Below are 19,355 nucleotides of genomic sequence, written 5' to 3'. Positions count from 1 at the left end.
AAGATCAAAAAAAATATCTTTGTCACATGAATCAAAACACAAACAAAACGGTTCTTATTTTAGGGGCGAATTCTGATGTAGCAAAGCAATGTATTCTGCAATATATTGAAAAAGGATTTTCCGTTATTGCAGCATCCAGAAACACAGCATCATTGAAAGAATTTGTTCAGAGAAATAATCTTGATAGAATAGTGACGGTTTTACATTTCGACTCAACAGATTTTGATTCTCATCAGAAATTTTACAATGAACTTCCAATAAAACCTCATATAGTAGTGTATGCTGCTGGATTTTTAGTTGATAACGAAAAGGCTTTAAGAGATTTCAAAGGTGCTCAACAGATGATGCTGGTCAATTATATGGGAGCAGTTTCTATTTTGAATATTATTGCAACGGATACAAGCAATCAGAATTTAGAAAGAATCATTGGTTTGTCTTCGCTTTCGGGAGTGAGAGGACGAAAAAGTAATTTTGTTTACGGAAGTACAAAAGCTGCGTTTACCACTTATTTAGCGGGTTTAAGACAGGAATTAGCTCAACAAAATATCAAAGTCAACGTTTTGATAAGCGGATATATTAATACCAAAATAAACGCAGGATTAGATTTGAATAAAAATCTTTTAATGGAACCCGATTATGTGGCAAAACATATCGTAAATGCAGGAAATTCTTTCACAATTGTTCCTAATTTTAAATGGATAATCATTTATCTGATTTTGAAAATATTACCTGAAAGTTTGGTAGCGAAACTTCCGTAATATCTTTTTCTATATTGAATTTTCAGACAATCGGCGATCTGTTTGTCATTCCGGTAGGAATCTCAACAACGTTTCATAAAGTATAATTTAGATTCCTACGGAAAGACAAACAGACTGTTAATTGATTGCTTTGTAAAACTCATAAATCAAATTACATATTCTGCAACAATTCCAAAGCCTTCATCATATCAATTCCTTTTCCCAAAACTGGCTTAAACAAATCTCCTTTTTCTTTAATTCTTTCTAGCGCATTATGAATCGTATAATCAGTAGGTTTCAGACCGGGTTTCAGTTCGTCCCACTCCAGAGGCATAGAAACGGATGCTCCTTCTTTCGGACGGATGCTGTAGACGCTCGCTAAAGTCTGTCCAGATCTGTTTTGAAGATAATCAAGATAAATTTTAGTATCGTCTCGTTTCTTTAAACTTCGTTCTAAAGTAGTAAGTTCAGGAAGATGGGTGTTTACCTTCTTCATTAGAATATGGGCAAAATCTTTTACCTGATCAAAATCGTACTGCTTTTTCATCGGAATATAAACATGAATTCCTGTACTTCCGGAAGTTTTGCAATAACCTTTCACTTTAATTGATTTTAAAACTTCATTTACCTGTAAAGCTGTTTCTATGACATCATCAAAACTGTTTTTCTTTGACGGATCAAGATCCAAAACCAGAAAATCAGGATTTTCTAAATCCGGAACAGAAGCATTCCAAGGATTAAGATCGATACAGCCCAAATTATTGAGATACGCTAAAGTTGCTTTATCATTACAGATGACATAATCAATGTATTTATCGGTAGAATCTGAATGTACTTTTGTTGTTTCAATCCAATCCGGAAGAGAATCTCCTGCATCTTTTTGATAAAATCCCGATTCTTCAATTCCGTTGGGAAAACGATTGAGAGAAAGCGGACGGTTTTTCAGATGGGGTAAAATATATTGTGCGACAGATTGATAATATTCAATCACATCACCCTTTGTAATGCCGTCTTTTGGGAAATATACTTTATCCTTATTGGTGAGTTTTACTTTGTGTCGGTTGAGGGTGATTTCTTTATCAGATTCAGAATCAGACTTTTTTACGGGTTTTTTTGTCATTTTTTCAGGTTTTTGAGGTGTGGTGTTTTGAAGGTCGTCAATTGTTTTATCTTCTCTTATAGCGACAAATACAGGATGGCGGAACATTCCGTCTTTGGTGATTTCAGAAAATTTTACTTCACAGATAAGCTCTGGTTTTACCCATGTAACGGGCATATTTGTTTTTGGAGCGGTTTCAAAAGGAGATTCTTTCTGTTCTATTTTTGTTAATTTAGAATGAATTTTTTTCAGCAATTCAGCATTGAATCCTGTTCCGGTATGTCCGGCGTAAATTAATTCTCCATCAATATATTTTCCTAAAATTAAAGCTCCAAAGCCGATTCTGGAACCTTTAGGTTCGGTAAAACCGCAAATAACTGCTTCTTCAGTGTTGGTAAATTTTATTTTCAGCCAGTCTGTACTTCTGCTGTTTTCTGTATAAATACTGTCGGCTTTTTTAGCAATCATTCCTTCCAGATTCATTTTTTTCATCTGATCGAAGAAATCAATTCCGTTTTCCGGAACATGATCACAATATTTAATCAAATTAGTTTCTACCAATGCATCTTTCAAAAGTTCTTTTCGTTGAAATAAGGGAAGTTCTTGAGTAGAATATCCATTCAGCCAAAGCAAATCAAAAACCTGATAAGTAAGTGCTAAATCAGGATTATCGCCAATCTGCTGAAGCAATTGAAAGCTTGGTTTTCCGTTTTCATCGTAAGCTACAATTTCACCATCAAGAATCATATGGTGCTTCTGTGCCTTAAAATCTTCGCTTATTTTTTTGAATTTACTTAAAAAAGAAATTCCGTTTCTGGAATAGAATAGAGGTTCTTTCTTGCTGAGATCAGCAACAGCTCTGTAGCCGTCCCATTTTATTTCGAAGATCCAGTCGGGATGATCAAAGGCTTCCTCCGAAAGTTTTGCAAGCATAGGTTTGATGTAGCTTGTCAGCTTTTTCTCTTCGCCTAAAGTATTGAATTTTCTATAGTGGGATTCGGTTGTGATAGAGCTTACTTTTTTTTGCCTGTTTTTGGGCTTTTTTTTTCCTCTAAAAATTTTGACACCTGAGAGTTTTTTGAAACATTCTCCTCTGCATCATATTCTTCTTCAGCGAATTTATCTTTATGTTTAATTAAAAGCCATGCATTGTTCTCAGCATTTTTCATTTTAACCAAAGCAAATTCTCCTTTCAGTTTTTTTCCGTGCAAAATGAATTTTAATGAGCCGTCTTTTAATTCTTTTAACAATTCTTTTTCGTTTGAAAGTTTACTTGTTTCGTCTAAAGCTTCATAAGTTCCGCTGTCCCAGACTTCCACTTGTCCTGCTCCGTAATTTCCGTCAGGTATATTTCCTTCAAAATCTTTGTAATCATAAGGATGATCTTCCACCATCATTGCCAACCGTTTGTCATCAGGATTTAAGGAAGGACCTTTCGGAACTGCCCAGCTTTTCAAAACACCTTCCATTTCAAGCCTGAAATCATAATGAAGTCTGCTTGCTGCATGTCGTTGAACAACAAAAATTAACTTGTCGTCGCTTTTTTTTGTCGTTCCCTTCGGTTCGGTGGTTTCATCGAACTTTCTTTTATTATTGTAATCTTTTAAAGCCATAATTATGAAGCATTTTTAGATTTAGAACCTTGCAGACTGGCTTTCAGCTGAGCCATCAGATCAATTACTTTACCTTGTTTTGCAGGTTCAGATTTTTTGACTTTTACCGTTTTTCCTTTTGCTTTTTTCTTGATAATTTTCAAGAGTTCAGCAGAGTAAGTGTTTTTATAAACAGTTGGATCAAATGTTTCAGATAATTGTTCGATTAAATTTTTTGCCATTTTGAGTTCGGCGGGTTTTGGTGCTTTTTTAGCCGGAATTTTGAGATCTTTGTAATCCCGTATTTCTTCTGAAAAGCGGAGTCTGTTCAAAACCAGAATTTCATCATTATAAGGACGGATAAGACCGATTGCTTCGGTATCACGAAGGACAAATGTCCCGATTCCTACCATTTTGGTTTGCTCTAAAGCTTTGATTAATAATCTATAAGCGTTTTCGCCGTTTTTTTGCGGTTCTAGAAAGTAGGGATTCTCAAAATAAACCGAGTCAACTTCAGCTTCTTTTACAAAATGCTCAATAGAAAGAATCTTTGTTTTCTCAGGACTGGCGGCTTCGTAATCTTCTTCATCAAGAATGATGTATTTATCATCCATTAAATAGCCTTTCACAATATTCGCCCACTTAACTTCCTTTCCGGTTTTTTCATTGACTCTTTTGAATCTGATATTAGAATAATCTGATTTGTCAAGCATATCCAAATCCAGCTTGCTGGTTTCGGTTGCAGAATAAATTTTCACAGGGATATTAACTAAGCCAAAGCCGATGGCGCCTTTCCAGATTGCTTTCATTGTAATTTGATTTAATTAAAATCTACAATCATTGTGCCGAGTATTGTTTTAGAAAAGGTTATATTTTACGCTGAGACTGTAATTTTTTTATTTTATTACCTTTGTAACTTCTTCAGAATAGTCACTTTCTGTAAACATACACGGTTTCGGTGTATATTTTGCCTTTCATATGCCGGAATTCTTACTAATCAATGTAAAACTAAAATATTTTATGAAAGATTTAGATTTAACGAATGTACAAAACAACTGGGAAAACTTTGTTTCATCTGCGGTCACAATGGCTCCAAGACTTATTACAGCGCTCTTATCTGCTGTGCTTATATTTATTGCCGGACGATGGATTATCGGAATTTTGAAAAAACTCATCAGAAAAGCTTTCGTTAAAAAAGGAGTTGAAATTTCTTTGCAGAAGTTTATGCTGAATGTCATTACTTGGGCACTGAATATTTTGTTGTTTATCATTGTTGTTACCCAGCTCGGAGTACAGACTTCAGCTTTTGTAGCCATGATTGGTGCTGCAGGGTTGGCTGTAGGTTTAGCATTGCAGGGATCGCTTGCTAATTTTGCAGGCGGAATATTGATACTGCTTTTAAAACCTTTTAAAGTAGGCGATTATATTGAAGTGAAATCTGGTGAATCAGGAACAGTACATGAAATTGATATTTTCCATACCCGATTAATAACGCCTCAAAATCAGATGGTTGTGATTCCGAATGGTGATGTTTCCAACAACAGTATCACCAATTATACTCATTTAGGAACTCGTCGTACCTGGTTTAATATCGGAGTTTCATACGATACAGATCTGAAACAGGCTAAAGATATTCTTCTTGATGTTATTAAAAACAACCAATATGCTTTTGATGATCCTGCACCACAGGTGGTAGTTACAGAATTGGGAGACAGCGCAGTCAATCTTTCTGTAAGAGCAACAACTTCTCTGGATAATTTTTGGACAATGAATGAGGAGTTAATCATCAGCTGCAAAAAAGCACTTGACAATGCCGGGATTGAAATTCCTTTTCCTCAAAGGGATTTGCATGTTTATCAGCGTTCTTAAATTTACATTATCATGTTTGGATGGAGGAAATATTAATTGTGGTGTAATATTATTTGATTTTTGCAGAAAATGCCTCATTGGTTTTAAAGAAGTCAAAACCTATATCAAAAGTGTACAATTGATGATTTTTGCTTTCTAACTTAAAGTATCTTCCATCACTTTCTATATTTCTTTTCATTTGTGCATAGTCATCATAATCAAATTTTTCCGGAAGAATTAAAATTCCTCTTTGTTTATATTTTGATTTGAATTGAGTTTCTGTTTTCTTTGAATTCAGGAGTAAAGTTTGAAGATAGAATATCTCTGATTTTCGAAAATGATAATTTGAAAAAATGGGACTGAAAATGGGAAAGTCGTAGTCAATCTTTTTCAGGTTCGCATTCTGATATAGATATTTTATTTTAGTTAAAATAGATTTTAGTTGACGGGGTTCACTATGTCCATAAGCGTAGATAGTTTTGATAATTTTTTTATCATTTAAAAAAGATACGCTTATATCTGGCAAATCTGTTGCATCGATGCTGTATTCGTTTTTTAGTTCTGCGAACCTAATTTTATTTAGTTCTGAAACTAATTCCTGAAAAATTTCTTTATTGATATTTCCTTTAAATAATCCATTATATGGAGTATTGCTTTCTCCTAAATAGACAATGTTTCCATTGTTATCAACAGATATTGAACTTATAGGACAGTCTCCGAAACAAGGACCCAAAGATAAAGTGATTTGAGATAATTTAATTTTAGAAGAGGCTTCTGCTTTTCTTTTTCGAAAATAAAATGTTACTTTTTCCTCCTTATTGTAAAGGGCTAGAGTATTTTTTGATAAATATGAAATTTTTTGCGAAAAATAATGCTGAGTGATTGTATTAAGTATATAAAGACTATCATTTTCAACGTAAAATTTGCTTTTTTGTCCCATGTATTTATCCTCATTGTCCCTTTCTTCTCTTTGGAAAAATCCGTCATTTAATACAAATATTGAATCTTTACTGAACCTGAAATCAGATTGAATATAGACCATCGACGAATCAGAAACTCCTACAGTATTTGCAAATTCCCAATCACCTAAAAGCAATTCCGGATTAACTGTATTTTTTTTACAGCTTACAAAACAAAGAAAGCTTAAAAGGTAAACAAAATATTTTTGCATAAAAAAGCAGGATTCACTGTAGAATCCTGCTTCTAATATAATTAATTTTATATAAAATTTATCCTTTTAAATTCAATTTCAGTTCCAGTTCATCGAGCTGTTCATCAGCAATCGAAGAAGGAGCATCAATCATCACATCACGTCCCGAATTGTTTTTAGGGAACGCAATATAGTCTCTGATCACTTCGTTTCCGTCCAAAATAGCTACCAAACGGTCAAATCCGAAAGCTAAACCTCCATGAGGCGGCGCTCCGTATTTGAAGGCGTTCATTAAGAAACCAAACTGTGCTTCCGCTTCTTCTTTTGAGAATCCTAAAAGGTCGAACATTTTAGACTGCAAATCTCTGTCAAAAATTCTGATGGAACCACCACCGATTTCGTTTCCGTTTAAGACCATATCATAAGCGTTAGCTCTTGCTTTTCCGGGATCTGTTTCCAATAAATGAATATCTTCAGGCTTTGGAGAGGTAAAAGGGTGGTGCATTGCGTGGTAACGTCCGCTTTCCTCATCAAATTCCAAAAGAGGGAAATCAACGACCCAAAGTGGAGCGAATTCGTTTCCTTTTCTTAATCCCAAACGGTTTCCAAGTTCCATTCTTAAAGCCGAAAGTTGGGTTCTTACCTTATTTTCGTTTCCGGAAAGAATCAACATCAAGTCTCCTTCTTTAGCTCCGAATTTTTCGATAATTTTTGCCAGATCTTCTTCGTTATAGAATTTATTAACCGAAGAAGTTTTTACTCCGTCATTCTGGAATTTAACCCAAACCATTCCCGAAGCTCCGATCTGTGGTCTTTTCACCCAGTCAACAAGTTCATCAATTTGTTTTCTTGTATAATCTGCACACCCTTCTACATTGATTCCGACAACCAGTTCTGCTTCATCAAATATTTTGAAATCTTTTCCTTTTACTAAATCATTCAGTTCCACGAATTCCATTCCGAAACGGATGTCCGGTTTATCGTTTCCGTATTTCTGCATCGCATCAGCAAAAGTCATTCTCGGGAAATCTCCGAATTCCTGACCTGTAATGTCTTTCAACAAGGTTTTCGTCATTCCTTCAAAAACATTCATTACGTCTTCCTGCTCTACAAAAGCCATTTCGCAGTCAATTTGTGTAAATTCCGGCTGTCTGTCGGCTCTTAAATCCTCATCACGGAAACATTTCACGATCTGGAAATATTTATCCATTCCACCGACCATCAATAACTGTTTGAATGTTTGTGGAGACTGCGGTAAAGCGTAAAACTGTCCCGGATTCATTCTGCTTGGAACCACGAAATCTCTTGCTCCTTCCGGAGTGGATTTAATTAAAACCGGAGTTTCAACCTCGATAAAACCGTTGTCTGAAAGATAATTTCTCACTTTCTGCGCCATTTTGTGACGGAAAATCAATTTATCTTTTACAGGATTTCTTCTGATATCTAGGTAACGGTATTTCATTCTCAATTCTTCACCGCCGTCCGTTTCATCTTCAATGGTGAAAGGCGGAAGTTGAGATTCGTTAAGAACTTCTAATTTTTCAACTAAAAGCTCAATTTCTCCTGTAGGAATATTAGGGTTTTTGCTTACTCTTTCGATAACTTTTCCGGTAACCTGAATCACAAATTCACGTCCCAGTTTTTTAGCATTTTCCATCAGTTCCGCTGAAGAACGATCCTGATCGAAAACGAGCTGTGTAATTCCGTAACGATCCCGAAGATCTATCCAAATCATAAATCCTTTATCACGAATGGTTTGTACCCATCCTGAAAGTGTAACTTCTTCATTAAGATTTTTAAGAGATAATTCTCCGTTGGTGTGCGATCGAAACATTATAATTTAAGGTTTAAAGTTTATGGTTCAAGGTTTTGAACCTTTGACAATTTTTCGTTGGCAAAGATAAGGTTTTTGCAGGTTTTTAAAAACAAAAAAACTTCCCGAAGGAAGTTTAAATATTTTTAAATATAATGATTAAAGAATCGCTGTTATGGCAGACTGTTTAGATTCTGATGCGTAATCTTTTGCCGTTTTACCGTCATTATCTTTTGCGTTTTTGTTAGCTCCTTTTTTAAGAAGATTTTTAGCAGCGTTCATATTGCCGTATTTTGCAGCAGTCATCAAAGGAGTTACGCCGTCACAAGCTTTATTTACATCAGAATTATTGCTCATCAGAAAATTGGCAATATTGTTTTTCTGGTATTTTATACTGTAAGAAAGCATTGTTGTGGAAAGTTCTTTTACACTCATGCATTTATCATATTCTGCATTTGTGAAAGCTTTTTTGAAGGTTTCTACGTTGTCTGTCTGAATTGCTGCTCTTTGGTTTTTATTTAACTGTTGTGCAGAAACTAAACTTGTAAAAGCAATTAATCCGAATAGCAACGTTGAAGTCAATATTTTTTTCATGAATTTTATTTTTAATTTTATACAAATCTAAATAAATTTTTTGATACATTATCAATCGTTAATCCATTTCATTGCTTTTTCTAAAACTTCATCTTTACCATTTTTTATTCCGTCAATAGTAGGTTTTATTTCCTCGTCAGGAATGATCCCTATTCTTTGGGTTTCTTTTCCATCCGGATAATAAACTCCTATTCCGGTGATCATAGTTTTGATGTTGCCCGGAAGTACAAATTCGGAAACATTGCCATCTGCTCCTGCTGTATGGGAACCAAAAACTTTTGCATTTGGAGCTGTTCTGAAAGCCATGGTGTGATATTCTGCACTACTTTGAGTAGTCTCATTAATCAGAATTGCAATTTTTCCCTGATAAGCGCTCTTCTCTGATCCGGGAACTTCTAAATCTGAAGTAAATGTAAAAAGTCCTGGTTGATAATTTTTTGTTTTTGTGAATTTTACAAAATTGGAAGCGTTAGGCTTTAGTAATTTTCCCATCTTAAATACTACAAAGTCTGAAGGATAGCTTCTGAGATCAATAATTAATCCTCTCGTGTCTTTTATCTTATCGAAAATGGAAGGCACTTCATCTGCTTTTACACTACCCATGTAAAAATAAGCAATATCATTGTTAAGAGTTTTGAAAAATTCTTTTACCTTTTTCTGATAGTTTAATTCTTTGATTGTATATGTTTTAATTACTTTTTCTTGTGATTTTCCGTCATGTATGAATTTTATTTTAATTGACTCATTATTAGTTCTTAGCAGATAACTTGAAATATCTCTTAATTGAGCAGCATAATTTGAAGCAGGAACGTATTTTAGAATGTTTTTGATAAAGTCTTCAGTTTTTACACCATCAATTTCTGTAATAATGTCACCCTTCTGAATTCCGGTTTCTTTGGCTAAATTTTCGTTATAAAAATCATTAACAATAGCTTTGTCCTCAACAAAATTCATCTGTAAAGCTGAATAACGAGTTCCAAAAAATTCGTAAATACTTTTATTATGATTAATTACATAAGCATGCGAATCACGTACTCTTCCGATAATTTCGAGAGATACCAAAGCATATTCAGTCTCGTTTTCTGCATTGATAAATTTGGGAACAAATTCTTTCAAAACATCTTTCCAGTCTTCTTCAATAAGATATTTGTAAGGAAAATAATATTGAATAATATTCCAGTATCTGTAAAGAGAAAGTAAACGGAAACCTGCATCGGGATAGATCATGTTTTGATAAGACTTTTCGTTTCTGAAATCAGGATTGCCCACATTTTTAAAAAAATCTACGTAATAGTTAGCATGAGGTCTTTTCGCATATTTTAATTTGAGAAGTTCCTGAGAAAGTTCTTTTGAAAATCCTGAATTGGTAATCCAGTCTAAGTCTGGTTTTACTTTCACGTTTTGGATCTCTGAAGCTTTAATAACCTCATATTTGCCCAAATTTTTGATCCATTCAGTAATTACTGCGTCTCTTTCGTTTATTGGGATATTTTTTGTTTTTTCATATATTCTGAAAAGTTCGTAATCCCAGTTGTAATTTCCTTCTGCAACTGCCGGATGATAATATTTCAGATATCCCCAAATAAGACCTAGTTGAGTAAGTTTTTCCACATTATTTTTGTCTGTAGGGATATTTGAAATTTTAGAGCCAGAGTCAAACTCTTTATCTAAATCAACTTTAGTCATTTTTTTCTCAAAAACTTTAGCTTTACTTACGTCTTTTCCGTCAATAGAGATTTTTAAATTGTCAAACCATGCTTTTCCTTTTCCTGTAATCAAAGTTCCAAAAACAATTTTTTGAGTATTCTCAGGAGACATATTAACGGTTATCTCATACTTCTTCCAATCATTAGTACCTTTTAAATCTGTCTTTTTCATATTGTCAAAGGCGATGTCCGGATCAATCCGAATCCAAAGACCTGCAAATCCGTCTGTAATATTTTCAGTTTTGATGTACCCGGAAAGGGTAATTTTTTTTCCTTTATAATTTTCAGGAAGTGTATACATTAATGCTTTAAATTCAGAACCTTCTTCTGCATGAAAAACTACTGAAGTTTTTCCTTCCTGCTTTTCTTTATAATCTGAAGATATTGTTGCTGAACCATCTCCAAATGTTTCCCACTGTGAAGGGAAATTATTTTCAAATTTCTCAAAATTTAAATTGTCTATTTTTTTTTGAGCAAAAGAATTTAAGCTTAAAGATAATAAGATTGGAAGTAAAAACTTATACATTGATATTTTTTTTCCAAATCTAGTGATTAATATTATAAGTAATAATTTCTTAACATTTTTTATAAAAAATCAATCAGAATTGTATCGTGAAATCTTTTTGTTAATTTCTTTTTTGAAAATTTTAACAGTCTGAATTGTTGATTTTAGAAGAATGTTTTCTAAATTCGTGATAATCATCAAAAGAAATTTTTTATTATGGGAAAAGGAGACAAAAAATCAAGAAGAGGTAAGATTAATAATGGTAGCTATGGTAAAAGAAGACCTAAAAAAAGTGCCAAATCTCATAAATCCTCTGAAAGCGAAAAAGCTTAAAACAAAAAGACCGAATTTTCTTCGGTCTTTTTATATTGTAGATCAATTGAGTTTATTTAAACAAACCACCAAGTAAGTCGCCGATTCCGCCGCTTTGCTGCTTCTGCTGTTGTCCGCTTCCAAGTACGCTTCCTAAAATATCATTCAGCGGATTTCCCGACGATTGAGATTGTCCGCCACCTAAAACACTTCCTAAAATATCATTTAAAGGATTTGATTCCTGTTGTTGAGCATGGTTTTGTGCGCCGCCTAAAATGCCGCCTAAAAGATCGCCAAGTCCTCCGGCTCCTACATTATTTTGCTGCTTTTCCTTACCTATGTAACCCATAATGACCGGAGCAAGCATTGCGAGAATTGGTCCTATTTTGTCGATAGAAATTCCTGTGTTTTGAGAAAGCTGATTTTCAACGGTTGATTTTTGGTTTCCGAAAATGTGCGACAGAATAGAGCCTCCTTCATTTTGTCTGGATTCAAGCTGTGCGGTATCATCCAGAATACTTCCGTCATGATCTTTATCCAAAGCATTATTCAGTGCTTCTGCTTCTTTGGCATCCTGAGATTTGTTTCTCAGATAAGAGATAATCAAAGGAGTAGCTACTGCTAAAAGCGCGATGATCTGATTTTTGCTGATTCCGAATTTATTTTCAGCCTGTTGTGCTACCTGATTTCCTGTGTTTCCTGTTAAAAGGTCGATTAAGTTCATTTTTTGTGTTTAAATTAATTGTTACAAAACCAAAGGTATTAAATTTAGTTCATTAAAACTTAAATAGAGAAAAATTACCGTTAATTTTTCAAAATAGGAACGTTTGAACAAGCTTCGCCAAACATCAGAGATTTTACGACAGGCTTTAATTTTTCTACCAGTTCAACGTATGCATTTTCAGGAATAGCCTTGTCTGTGCATCCTTTCACTAAAACACGCTTTCCGTTCATTTCAGAAAAATCATAGTTTTGTATTGCATCGTGCATGAGGATGATTTCAAGATTTTCTGCATCCCCAAATACAATTTTTTTAGCAGTATCTGCAAGTTTTGCCGTGATGAGAAAATACGCCCAGAGTGGTACAATAGCATCTGCGGAATTATAGATGTATACGTAGCTGTCTTTATATTCTTCTCCATTGATTGCTGCTACTTTTTCCCGGAAATCTTTTTCTTTTAAAACCATTTCCATGAATAGAAAGTCTTTCAGGTCAATACCTCTTCTTTCACCTTTCGAAACCAGATCGGCAATATCAAAATTGATCAGTCCGCTTTCTGCAACTTTGTTTCTGATTTCAAATTCTTCTGACATTTTTATCATTATCTTTGGAACAAAATTAATTAAATATAATCTTAAATCTGAGGTCTGATAGGTAGAATTGATAAAATCACTTATCATTCGTCACTCATTTTTTATGAAATATTATATCATTGCCGGTGAAGCTTCCGGAGATCTGCATGGGAGCAATCTGATGAAAGCTTTAAAAGAAAAAGATCCGTCTGCAGAATTCAGATTCTGGGGCGGTGACCTGATGCAGAAGCAAGGCGGAACTTTGGTAAAACATTACCGCGATCTGGCTTTCATGGGATTTCTTGAAGTGGCTATGAATCTGAGAACAATTCTTAATAACATTAAGTTCTGCAAAGAAGATATCAGAAACAGTAAACCAGATATTTTAATTTTGGTAGATTATCCCGGCTTCAATCTGAGAATTGCAAAATTTGTCAAAGAATTGGGCATAAAAGTGGTTTACTATATTTCTCCACAACTTTGGGCGTGGAAGGAAGGCCGTGTGGAAATCATCAAAAAATATGTTGATGAAATGATGGTTATTCTGCCTTTTGAAGAAGATTTTTATAACAAGCACGGCGTAAAATCTCATTTTGTAGGACATCCGTTATTGGATGCGCTTTCTTCGCTCAAGGAAATCAATACAAATGATTTTAAAACTGAAAACGGCTTAAACGAAAAAGAAATTATTGCGCTTTTACCAGGTTCCAGAAAACAGGAAGTCGAAAAAATGCTGGAAATCATGCTTTCTGTTCGTCCGAATTTTGAAAATTATCAGTTTGTGATTGCAGGCGCCCCGAGTTTGGATAAAGAATTTTATCAAAAATATGTAGATGAAAATGTGCATTTTGTTTCCAATAAAACGTACGATCTATTAAGGTGCTCAAAAGCCGCTTTGGTCACTTCGGGAACGGCAACTCTGGAAACCGCTTTGCTGAATGTTCCGGAAGTGGTTTGCTATCGCGGAAGTAAAATTTCTTATGCTATTGCCAAAAGACTGGTTAAAAATATCAAATATATTTCTTTGGTCAATTTGATAATGGATAGGGAAGTGGTGAAAGAATTGATTCAAAATGAACTTAATACCCAAAATCTTATCAAAGAGTTAAATTCTATTCTGAATGGCGAAAAAAGAAATCAGATGCTCAATGATTTTGATCTTTTGCGCGAAAAATTAGGAGGAAAAGGGGCAAGTGAAAATGCAGCAAATGTGATTTTGAAACTGAAATAGTAAAAACAGTTTTTCGTTTCATAAAAAATTTCTAATTTAGTTTGCTCAAACACAAATGATTTGAACAAACAGCCATTTCTCATTGCGGTTTTTTGCTTTATTCTTGGGATTTTCTTTCAGGATTATTTTCTTTTAACAGAAAAGATTGTTTTTATTATCGTTCCCATTATTGCCACTTTCTGTGGATTATTTTTCATCAATCGTTCTGATCTTTTTAAAATCAGAATTTTGCTTTTCTCAGCCATGTTCTTTTTATCTGGAATTGCCTTTCATGGTTTTAATATCCATCATTCTCAGTCTTTTAATTTACAAGCAAATGAGGTAATTGTATTTAAAATATCAAAAAAGCTCAATTCAAACGAAAAATATAAAAAATATGAGGTCTTAGCTGAAGCTGACAATCAAACTTTTAAAGCAATTGTAAATATTAAAAGAGAATCGGAAGATTTAGATTTTAATCATTACTATAAATCGCAGGCTTATATTACTCAGCCTCAGAATCCTGAATATGATTTCCAATTTGATTACAAAAAATATCTTTCAAGAAAAAACATTTTTTATCTGGTCTATGTGAATGGGGAGGTTTCATCCGTAGCCAGAAATGACCTCAGTTTTGCTGAAAAGTCCAAACAAAAAAGATTAGAAGTTCTACAGGAAATCAATAATTCGAAAATGTCATCAAAAAGCCGTGAGTTTTTAAAAGGAATTATTTTGGCAGACCGCACCGAAATTGATGCTGAAACTGTTAAGGACTTTAACCGCTCAGGATTGGTGCATTTGCTGGCAATTTCGGGAACTCATATTGCGGTTATTTTCGGAATTTTTTATTTTTTGTTGACTAAATTTTCGCCTTTTAGCCTTAGGAGATATGCGGTTCTTTGCAGTCTTGTCTTTATATGGATTTTTGCATTTTTTATTGGTTTTGAAAATTCAGTAGTTCGGTCATGCATTATGCTGAGTATCTATTTCATCTATGTAATTCTGCAAAGAAAGCCTGATCTGCTTCACTCTCTTTCAGTTTCGGCGTTCATTATTTTGGTTGCTGATACTCATCAGATCTTTGATGTTGGTTTTCAGCTGAGTTTTCAAGCGGTTTTAGGGATTTTTTGGCTGAATCAGCCTATTTTAAAATATTTTCCCAAGCAGGATTCTTTTATGAAAAAACTTTTATACAATACCGTTTCCATCTCCGTATCTGCACAATTGGCTACTCTGCCTTTGGTTTTGTATTATTTTCACCAGTTTTCGTTTGTTTCTATTGTTGCCAATTTTGTTATTGTTCCTTTTTCTCAGTTGATTATCATCTTTTCTTTTGTTATGACGGGCTTAATTGCTGTAGATCTTGAATTTTATATATTAAATACCGTTTATGACAGCCTGATCAAGATTTTATTGAAAGTTATCCATTGGTTTGCAGAATTCGATGTACTATTTTTTGAGAATATTTCTTTTAATTTAGCTGAGGTTTTTGTGTTCTATATATTTGTTTATTATGTGAGATTTTATTTTAATAAAGCATGTCTTAAAACTGCCTATAGAGTAATTTTTGTCGTTTTTGCTTTTCTTTTTGTGAGAATTTCATTTCAAATTTATTATAATTTTCAGAATGAAATTCATACTTTTACCTATAGAAAATTGAATGTAGTGGTAATAAAAAACGGTGACAATGCTGTTTTTCTGTTGAAAAACTCATCTGAAGAAAACAAGATCAGGCAGTTTATTATTAATCCTTACATTTCGTCCAGAAGAATAAATAATTTTGAAATAAAACATATTCCCGATTCTGTAAAAACAGTTAAAATTGGACATAATCAGTATGATGTAGATTAATAGATCTGCTTTCTCAAGAGTTCTTTTTTTGTTCTTATTTAGAAAGATTACAAACTATCTAATAGTGAGATTTCTCAGTTTCTTGTATTGTTAACATTTCCTAATTTTGTGGAAAATCAAATTTAAACTTAATATGGCAGGTTTAACAAGTTCTACAATTGGTAGAAAATATGCAATGGCATTGTCAGCAATGTTTTTGCTAATATTTCTAGTGATGCACCTTTCTGTAAATCTATTATCGGTTTTCGGACAAGATGCTTACAATAATGCTTCTCAGTTTATGGGGTATAATCCTCTGATTCAGTTCTTAATGCAGCCTGTTTTAATGTTTGCTGTGATATTCCATTTTGTAATGGGATTTGTGCTGGAAATAAAAAATAATAAAGCACGTCCTGTAGGTTATAACGTAAACAACGGATCGGCAAACTCTACGTGGATGTCAAGAAACATGCTGATTTCAGGAGCTGTAATTTTAGCTTTTATTTTTCTACACATGTACGATTTCTGGGTACATGAGATGAATTATAAATACATAGACGGATTGCCTGTAGAGGAGACACGCTTTTGGGGAGATTTGCACGCTAAATTTGCAGATCTTTGGAGAGTAGTACTATATGTAATTTCGTTTATTTTATTGGGATTGCATTTGGCTCACGGTTTCCAGTCTTCTTTTCAATCGATAGGAGCAAGACATCCGAAATATACTCCGATAATTAAAGCTTTTGGGAACTGGTATTCTATTCTGATTCCTCTAGGTTTTATCTTTATTGCAATTTTTCATTACGTAACTCAATAATATCACTATACTAATATGAGTAAATTAGATTCAAAAATTCCAGCAGGTCCTCTAAAGGATAAATGGAAAAATCATAAAGACCATATGAACCTCGTTGCACCAAACAACAGAGATAAGATTGATATTATTGTTGTTGGTACAGGTTTGGCAGGTGGTTCTGCTGCTGCAACTTTGGCAGAGCAGGGATATAATGTTAAGGCTTTCTGTTATCAGGATTCTCCAAGAAGAGCGCATTCTATCGCAGCTCAGGGAGGTATTAATGCAGCTAAAAATTATCAGGGAGACGGTGACTCTACTTACAGATTGTTCTATGACACCATCAAAGGCGGTGACTACAGAGCAAGAGAGGCAAACGTTTACAGATTAGCTGAAGTTTCTGCAAATATTATCGACCAGTGCGTTGCTCAGGGTGTACCTTTTGGGCGTGAGTACGGAGGTCAGTTAGATAACCGTTCATTTGGTGGGGTTCAGGTAAAAAGAACATTCTACGCAAAAGGACAAACGGGTCAACAGCTATTGTTAGGAGCCTATTCTGCAATGAGCCGACAAATCGGTAAAGGCAGAATTAAAATGTACAACCGTCATGAAATGATGGATCTTGTTATCGTAGACGGAAAAGCAAGAGGAATTATTGCAAGAAATCTGGTAACAGGTGAAATCGAAAGACATTCTGCACATGCAGTGGTTATTGCTTCAGGAGGTTATGGGAACGTATATTTCCTTTCTACTAATGCAATGGGTTCCAATGTTTCTGCAGCATGGAAAATTCACAAAAAAGGAGCGTATTTTGCAAATCCTTGTTATGTTCAGATTCACCCGACATGTATTCCGGTTCACGGGACTCAGCAGTCTAAACTTACTTTAATGTCTGAATCTTTAAGAAATTCCGGAAGAATCTGGGTTCCTAAAAAGATTGAGGATGCACAGGCTATCAGAGAAGGGAAACTAAGACCTGAAAATATTAAGGAAGAAGACAGAGATTATTATCTGGAAAGAAGATATCCAGCATTTGGTAACCTTGTACCTCGTGACGTTGCTTCAAGAGCAGCTAAAGAAAGATGTGATGCCGGATATGGAATTGAAAATAACGATACTCAGGAAGGTGTTTACCTTGATTTCTCTACGGAGATCATGAAAAAAGGTAGAGAAGCTGCTATTGAGAAGCATATCAATAATCCTACAGATCAGCAGATTTATGATTTAGGAAAAAGCTGGGTAGAGGAGAAATACGGAAACTTATTCGTCATGTACGAAAAAATTACAGCAGACGATCCTTACAAAACTCCAATGAAAATTTATCCTGCGGTTCACTATACTATGGGTGGTGTTTGGGTAGATTACAATTTACAGTCTACAATTCCGGGATGTTTCGTTATCGGTGAAGCAAATTTCTCAGATCACGGAGCCAACAGACTGGGTGCTTCTGCCTTGATGCAAGGTTTGGCTGATGGATATTTTGTGCTTCCTTACACGATTGCAGATTATCTTTCTGCGGATATCAGAACGGGACAGATTTCAACCAATTCTTCGGATTTTGAACAGTCTGAAAAAGAAATTAAAGAAAAAATTGATTTCTTCTTAAATAATAAAGGAACGCATTCAGTAGACTATTTCCACAAAAAGTTAGGAAACATTATGTGGAATAAAGTAGGAATGGGAAGAACTCCTGAAGGTCTGCGTGAGGCGATCAAAGAAATTGAAGAAGTAAGAAACGATTTCTGGAAAAACGTAAAAGTTCCGGGAGACAATAACGGAATGAATACAGAGCTTGAGAAAGCTTTCAGAGTTGCCGACTTCTTAGAGTTAGGACAACTGATGGCAATTGATGCACTGCACAGAAATGAGTCTTGCGGAGGTCACTTCCGTGAAGATCACTCAACTCCGGAAGGAGAAGCAGAAAGAGATGATTTAAATTTCAAATACGTAGGAGCTTGGGAATATAAGGGTGGAGACATCAATCAGGAAGTGCTTCATAAAGAAGATCTGGTTTATGAAAACATCGAAGTTAAAACAAGAAGCTACAAATAATCTCCAACCTATAAATATATCATTATGAGTGCAAAAAAAGGATTACATCTTACACTGAAAATTTGGAGACAAAAAAATAATAAATCTAAAGGTCAGTTTGAGACTTATAAAATATCGGATGTTTCTACAGATTCTTCATTTTTGGAGATGTTGGATATCCTTAATGAGAATTTAATCAACGAAGGTAAAGAGCCCATCGCTTTCGATCACGACTGTCGTGAAGGAATCTGCGGAATGTGTTCTCTTTACATCAACGGTAGAGCACACGGTCCGGATACGGGAATTACCACTTGTCAGTTGCACATGAGAATGTTCAAAGACGGTGAAACGATTGTTATTGAACCTTGGAGAAGTGCAGCATTTCCTGTAATTAAAGATTTAATTGTTGACAGAAGTGCGTTTGACAGAGTAATGGCAGCGGGTGGATTTATCTCGGTAAATACATCAGGAAATACTTTGGATGCCAATGCAATCCCGGTTCCGAAAGAAGATGCAGACAAAGCTATGGATGCTGCAGCTTGTATCGCTTGCGGAGCTTGTGTGGCTTCTTGTAAAAATGGTTCAGCAATGTTATTTGTGGGAGCTAAAGTTTCTCAGTATGCATTGTTGCCACAAGGTAGAGTAGAAGCAAAACGCAGAGTTTTGAATATGGTAAAAGCAATGGATGATGAAGGTTTCGGAAACTGCTCTAACACCGGAGCTTGCGAGGTTGAATGTCCTAAAGGAATTTCTTTGGAGAACATTGCAAGAATGAATAGAGAATATATGTCAGCTTTTGTTGACCGAGGATAAAACCACTTGTCAAAGTTCAAATCTTTGAC

At 34.6% G+C, this 19,355-nt stretch carries 17 protein-coding genes; 8 read left to right on the top strand and 9 right to left on the bottom strand.

Translation table 11 applies throughout. From position 1 onward, the window contains the following. Positions 1 to 26 precede the first annotated feature (26 nt). On the top strand, positions 27 to 758 hold the full coding sequence (locus FNE73_RS13770) for an SDR family NAD(P)-dependent oxidoreductase (protein ID WP_143885154.1): 732 nt from the start codon (positions 27 to 29) through the stop codon (positions 756 to 758). A gap of 151 nt (positions 759 to 909) precedes the next feature. Here the strand turns inward: FNE73_RS13770 and ligD are convergent, their stop codons facing one another. From ligD to ku, 3 genes are all read right to left on the bottom strand, one after another. After that, entirely contained in the window at positions 910 to 2,769 is a 1,860-nt protein-coding gene (ligD, locus tag FNE73_RS13765) for a DNA ligase D (protein ID WP_143885153.1), read from the bottom strand. A gap of 80 nt (positions 2,770 to 2,849) precedes the next feature. Next, positions 2,850 to 3,449 carry a DNA polymerase ligase N-terminal domain-containing protein gene (locus FNE73_RS13760; protein ID WP_143885152.1) on the bottom strand — a complete coding sequence of 200 codons (600 nt, stop codon included), beginning with the start codon at positions 3,447 to 3,449 and terminating at the stop codon, positions 2,850 to 2,852. Positions 3,450 to 3,451: 2 nt separating this feature from the next. Then, entirely contained in the window at positions 3,452 to 4,237 is a 786-nt protein-coding gene (gene ku, locus FNE73_RS13755) for a non-homologous end joining protein Ku (protein WP_143885151.1), read from the bottom strand. Between the two features lie 211 nt (positions 4,238 to 4,448). On the opposite strand from ku, the gene FNE73_RS13750 reads away from it, so the two are divergent. Further along, positions 4,449 to 5,297: a mechanosensitive ion channel family protein gene (locus FNE73_RS13750; protein WP_143885150.1), complete on the top strand. Its 849-nt coding sequence runs from the start codon at positions 4,449 to 4,451 to the stop codon at positions 5,295 to 5,297. A 49-nt stretch (positions 5,298 to 5,346) separates the two neighbouring features. Here FNE73_RS13750 and FNE73_RS13745 read toward each other — a convergent pair whose 3' ends face one another. The 4 genes from FNE73_RS13745 to FNE73_RS13730 all read right to left on the bottom strand — a co-directional run bounded on the left by FNE73_RS13745 (position 5,347) and on the right by FNE73_RS13730 (position 11,065). Further along, complete coding sequence (locus tag FNE73_RS13745) at positions 5,347 to 6,447, bottom strand: DUF6438 domain-containing protein (protein ID WP_143885149.1); 1,101 nt, start codon at positions 6,445 to 6,447, stop codon at positions 5,347 to 5,349. A gap of 58 nt (positions 6,448 to 6,505) precedes the next feature. Further along, positions 6,506 to 8,260: an aspartate--tRNA ligase gene (gene aspS / locus FNE73_RS13740; RefSeq protein WP_143885148.1), complete on the bottom strand. Its 1,755-nt coding sequence runs from the start codon at positions 8,258 to 8,260 to the stop codon at positions 6,506 to 6,508. A 138-nt stretch (positions 8,261 to 8,398) separates the two neighbouring features. Then, complete coding sequence (locus tag FNE73_RS13735) at positions 8,399 to 8,833, bottom strand: ankyrin repeat domain-containing protein (protein ID WP_143885147.1); 435 nt, start codon at positions 8,831 to 8,833, stop codon at positions 8,399 to 8,401. A 51-nt stretch (positions 8,834 to 8,884) separates the two neighbouring features. Beyond that, positions 8,885 to 11,065, bottom strand: coding sequence for a S41 family peptidase (locus tag FNE73_RS13730; protein WP_143885146.1), 2,181 nt, complete (start codon positions 11,063 to 11,065; stop codon positions 8,885 to 8,887). Positions 11,066 to 11,260: 195 nt separating this feature from the next. On the opposite strand from FNE73_RS13730, the gene FNE73_RS13725 reads away from it, so the two are divergent. Next, a complete protein-coding gene (locus FNE73_RS13725; protein ID WP_143885145.1) occupies positions 11,261 to 11,377 on the top strand; it encodes a 30S ribosomal protein THX in 117 nt (38 codons plus the stop codon). Between the two features lie 52 nt (positions 11,378 to 11,429). On the opposite strand, the gene FNE73_RS13720 is transcribed toward FNE73_RS13725, so the two are convergent. Together FNE73_RS13720 and FNE73_RS13715 are read right to left on the bottom strand one after the other, a co-directional pair. After that, a complete protein-coding gene (locus FNE73_RS13720; RefSeq protein ID WP_143885144.1) occupies positions 11,430 to 12,080 on the bottom strand; it encodes a DUF937 domain-containing protein in 651 nt (216 codons plus the stop codon). Between the two features lie 80 nt (positions 12,081 to 12,160). Beyond that, entirely contained in the window at positions 12,161 to 12,670 is a 510-nt protein-coding gene (locus tag FNE73_RS13715; RefSeq protein WP_143885281.1) for a DUF2480 family protein, read from the bottom strand. A 103-nt stretch (positions 12,671 to 12,773) separates the two neighbouring features. Here FNE73_RS13715 and lpxB point away from each other — a divergent pair, with 103 nt between their 5' ends. The 5 genes from lpxB (at position 12,774) to FNE73_RS13690 (ending at position 19,326) form a co-directional block, all read left to right on the top strand. Continuing rightward, positions 12,774 to 13,880 (top strand): lipid-A-disaccharide synthase, encoded by a 1,107-nt coding sequence (gene lpxB, locus FNE73_RS13710; protein ID WP_143885143.1) that lies wholly within the window; start codon positions 12,774 to 12,776, stop codon positions 13,878 to 13,880. A gap of 60 nt (positions 13,881 to 13,940) precedes the next feature. After that, entirely contained in the window at positions 13,941 to 15,710 is a 1,770-nt protein-coding gene (locus FNE73_RS13705; RefSeq protein ID WP_143885142.1) for a ComEC/Rec2 family competence protein, read from the top strand. Positions 15,711 to 15,843: 133 nt separating this feature from the next. Continuing rightward, positions 15,844 to 16,506, top strand: a complete 663-nt coding sequence (locus FNE73_RS13700) for a succinate dehydrogenase cytochrome b subunit (protein WP_143885141.1) — start codon at positions 15,844 to 15,846, stop codon at positions 16,504 to 16,506. Between the two features lie 15 nt (positions 16,507 to 16,521). Then, the gene (locus tag FNE73_RS13695; RefSeq protein WP_143885140.1) at positions 16,522 to 18,534 is read left to right on the top strand and encodes a fumarate reductase/succinate dehydrogenase flavoprotein subunit; all 2,013 of its coding nucleotides are present in this window, start codon (positions 16,522 to 16,524) and stop codon (positions 18,532 to 18,534) included. 24 nt (positions 18,535 to 18,558) lie between these two features. Next, positions 18,559 to 19,326: a succinate dehydrogenase/fumarate reductase iron-sulfur subunit gene (locus FNE73_RS13690; RefSeq protein ID WP_089743998.1), complete on the top strand. Its 768-nt coding sequence runs from the start codon at positions 18,559 to 18,561 to the stop codon at positions 19,324 to 19,326. The last annotated feature ends 29 nt before the right edge of the window (positions 19,327 to 19,355 follow it).

Source organism: Chryseobacterium binzhouense (genome assembly GCF_007474545.1).
In the GTDB taxonomy this organism is placed as follows: Bacteria; Bacteroidota; Bacteroidia; order Flavobacteriales; family Weeksellaceae; genus Chryseobacterium; species Chryseobacterium binzhouense.
The sequence above is the reverse complement of the archived record's forward strand: the minus strand, read 5'-3'. Positions and strand labels throughout refer to the sequence as shown.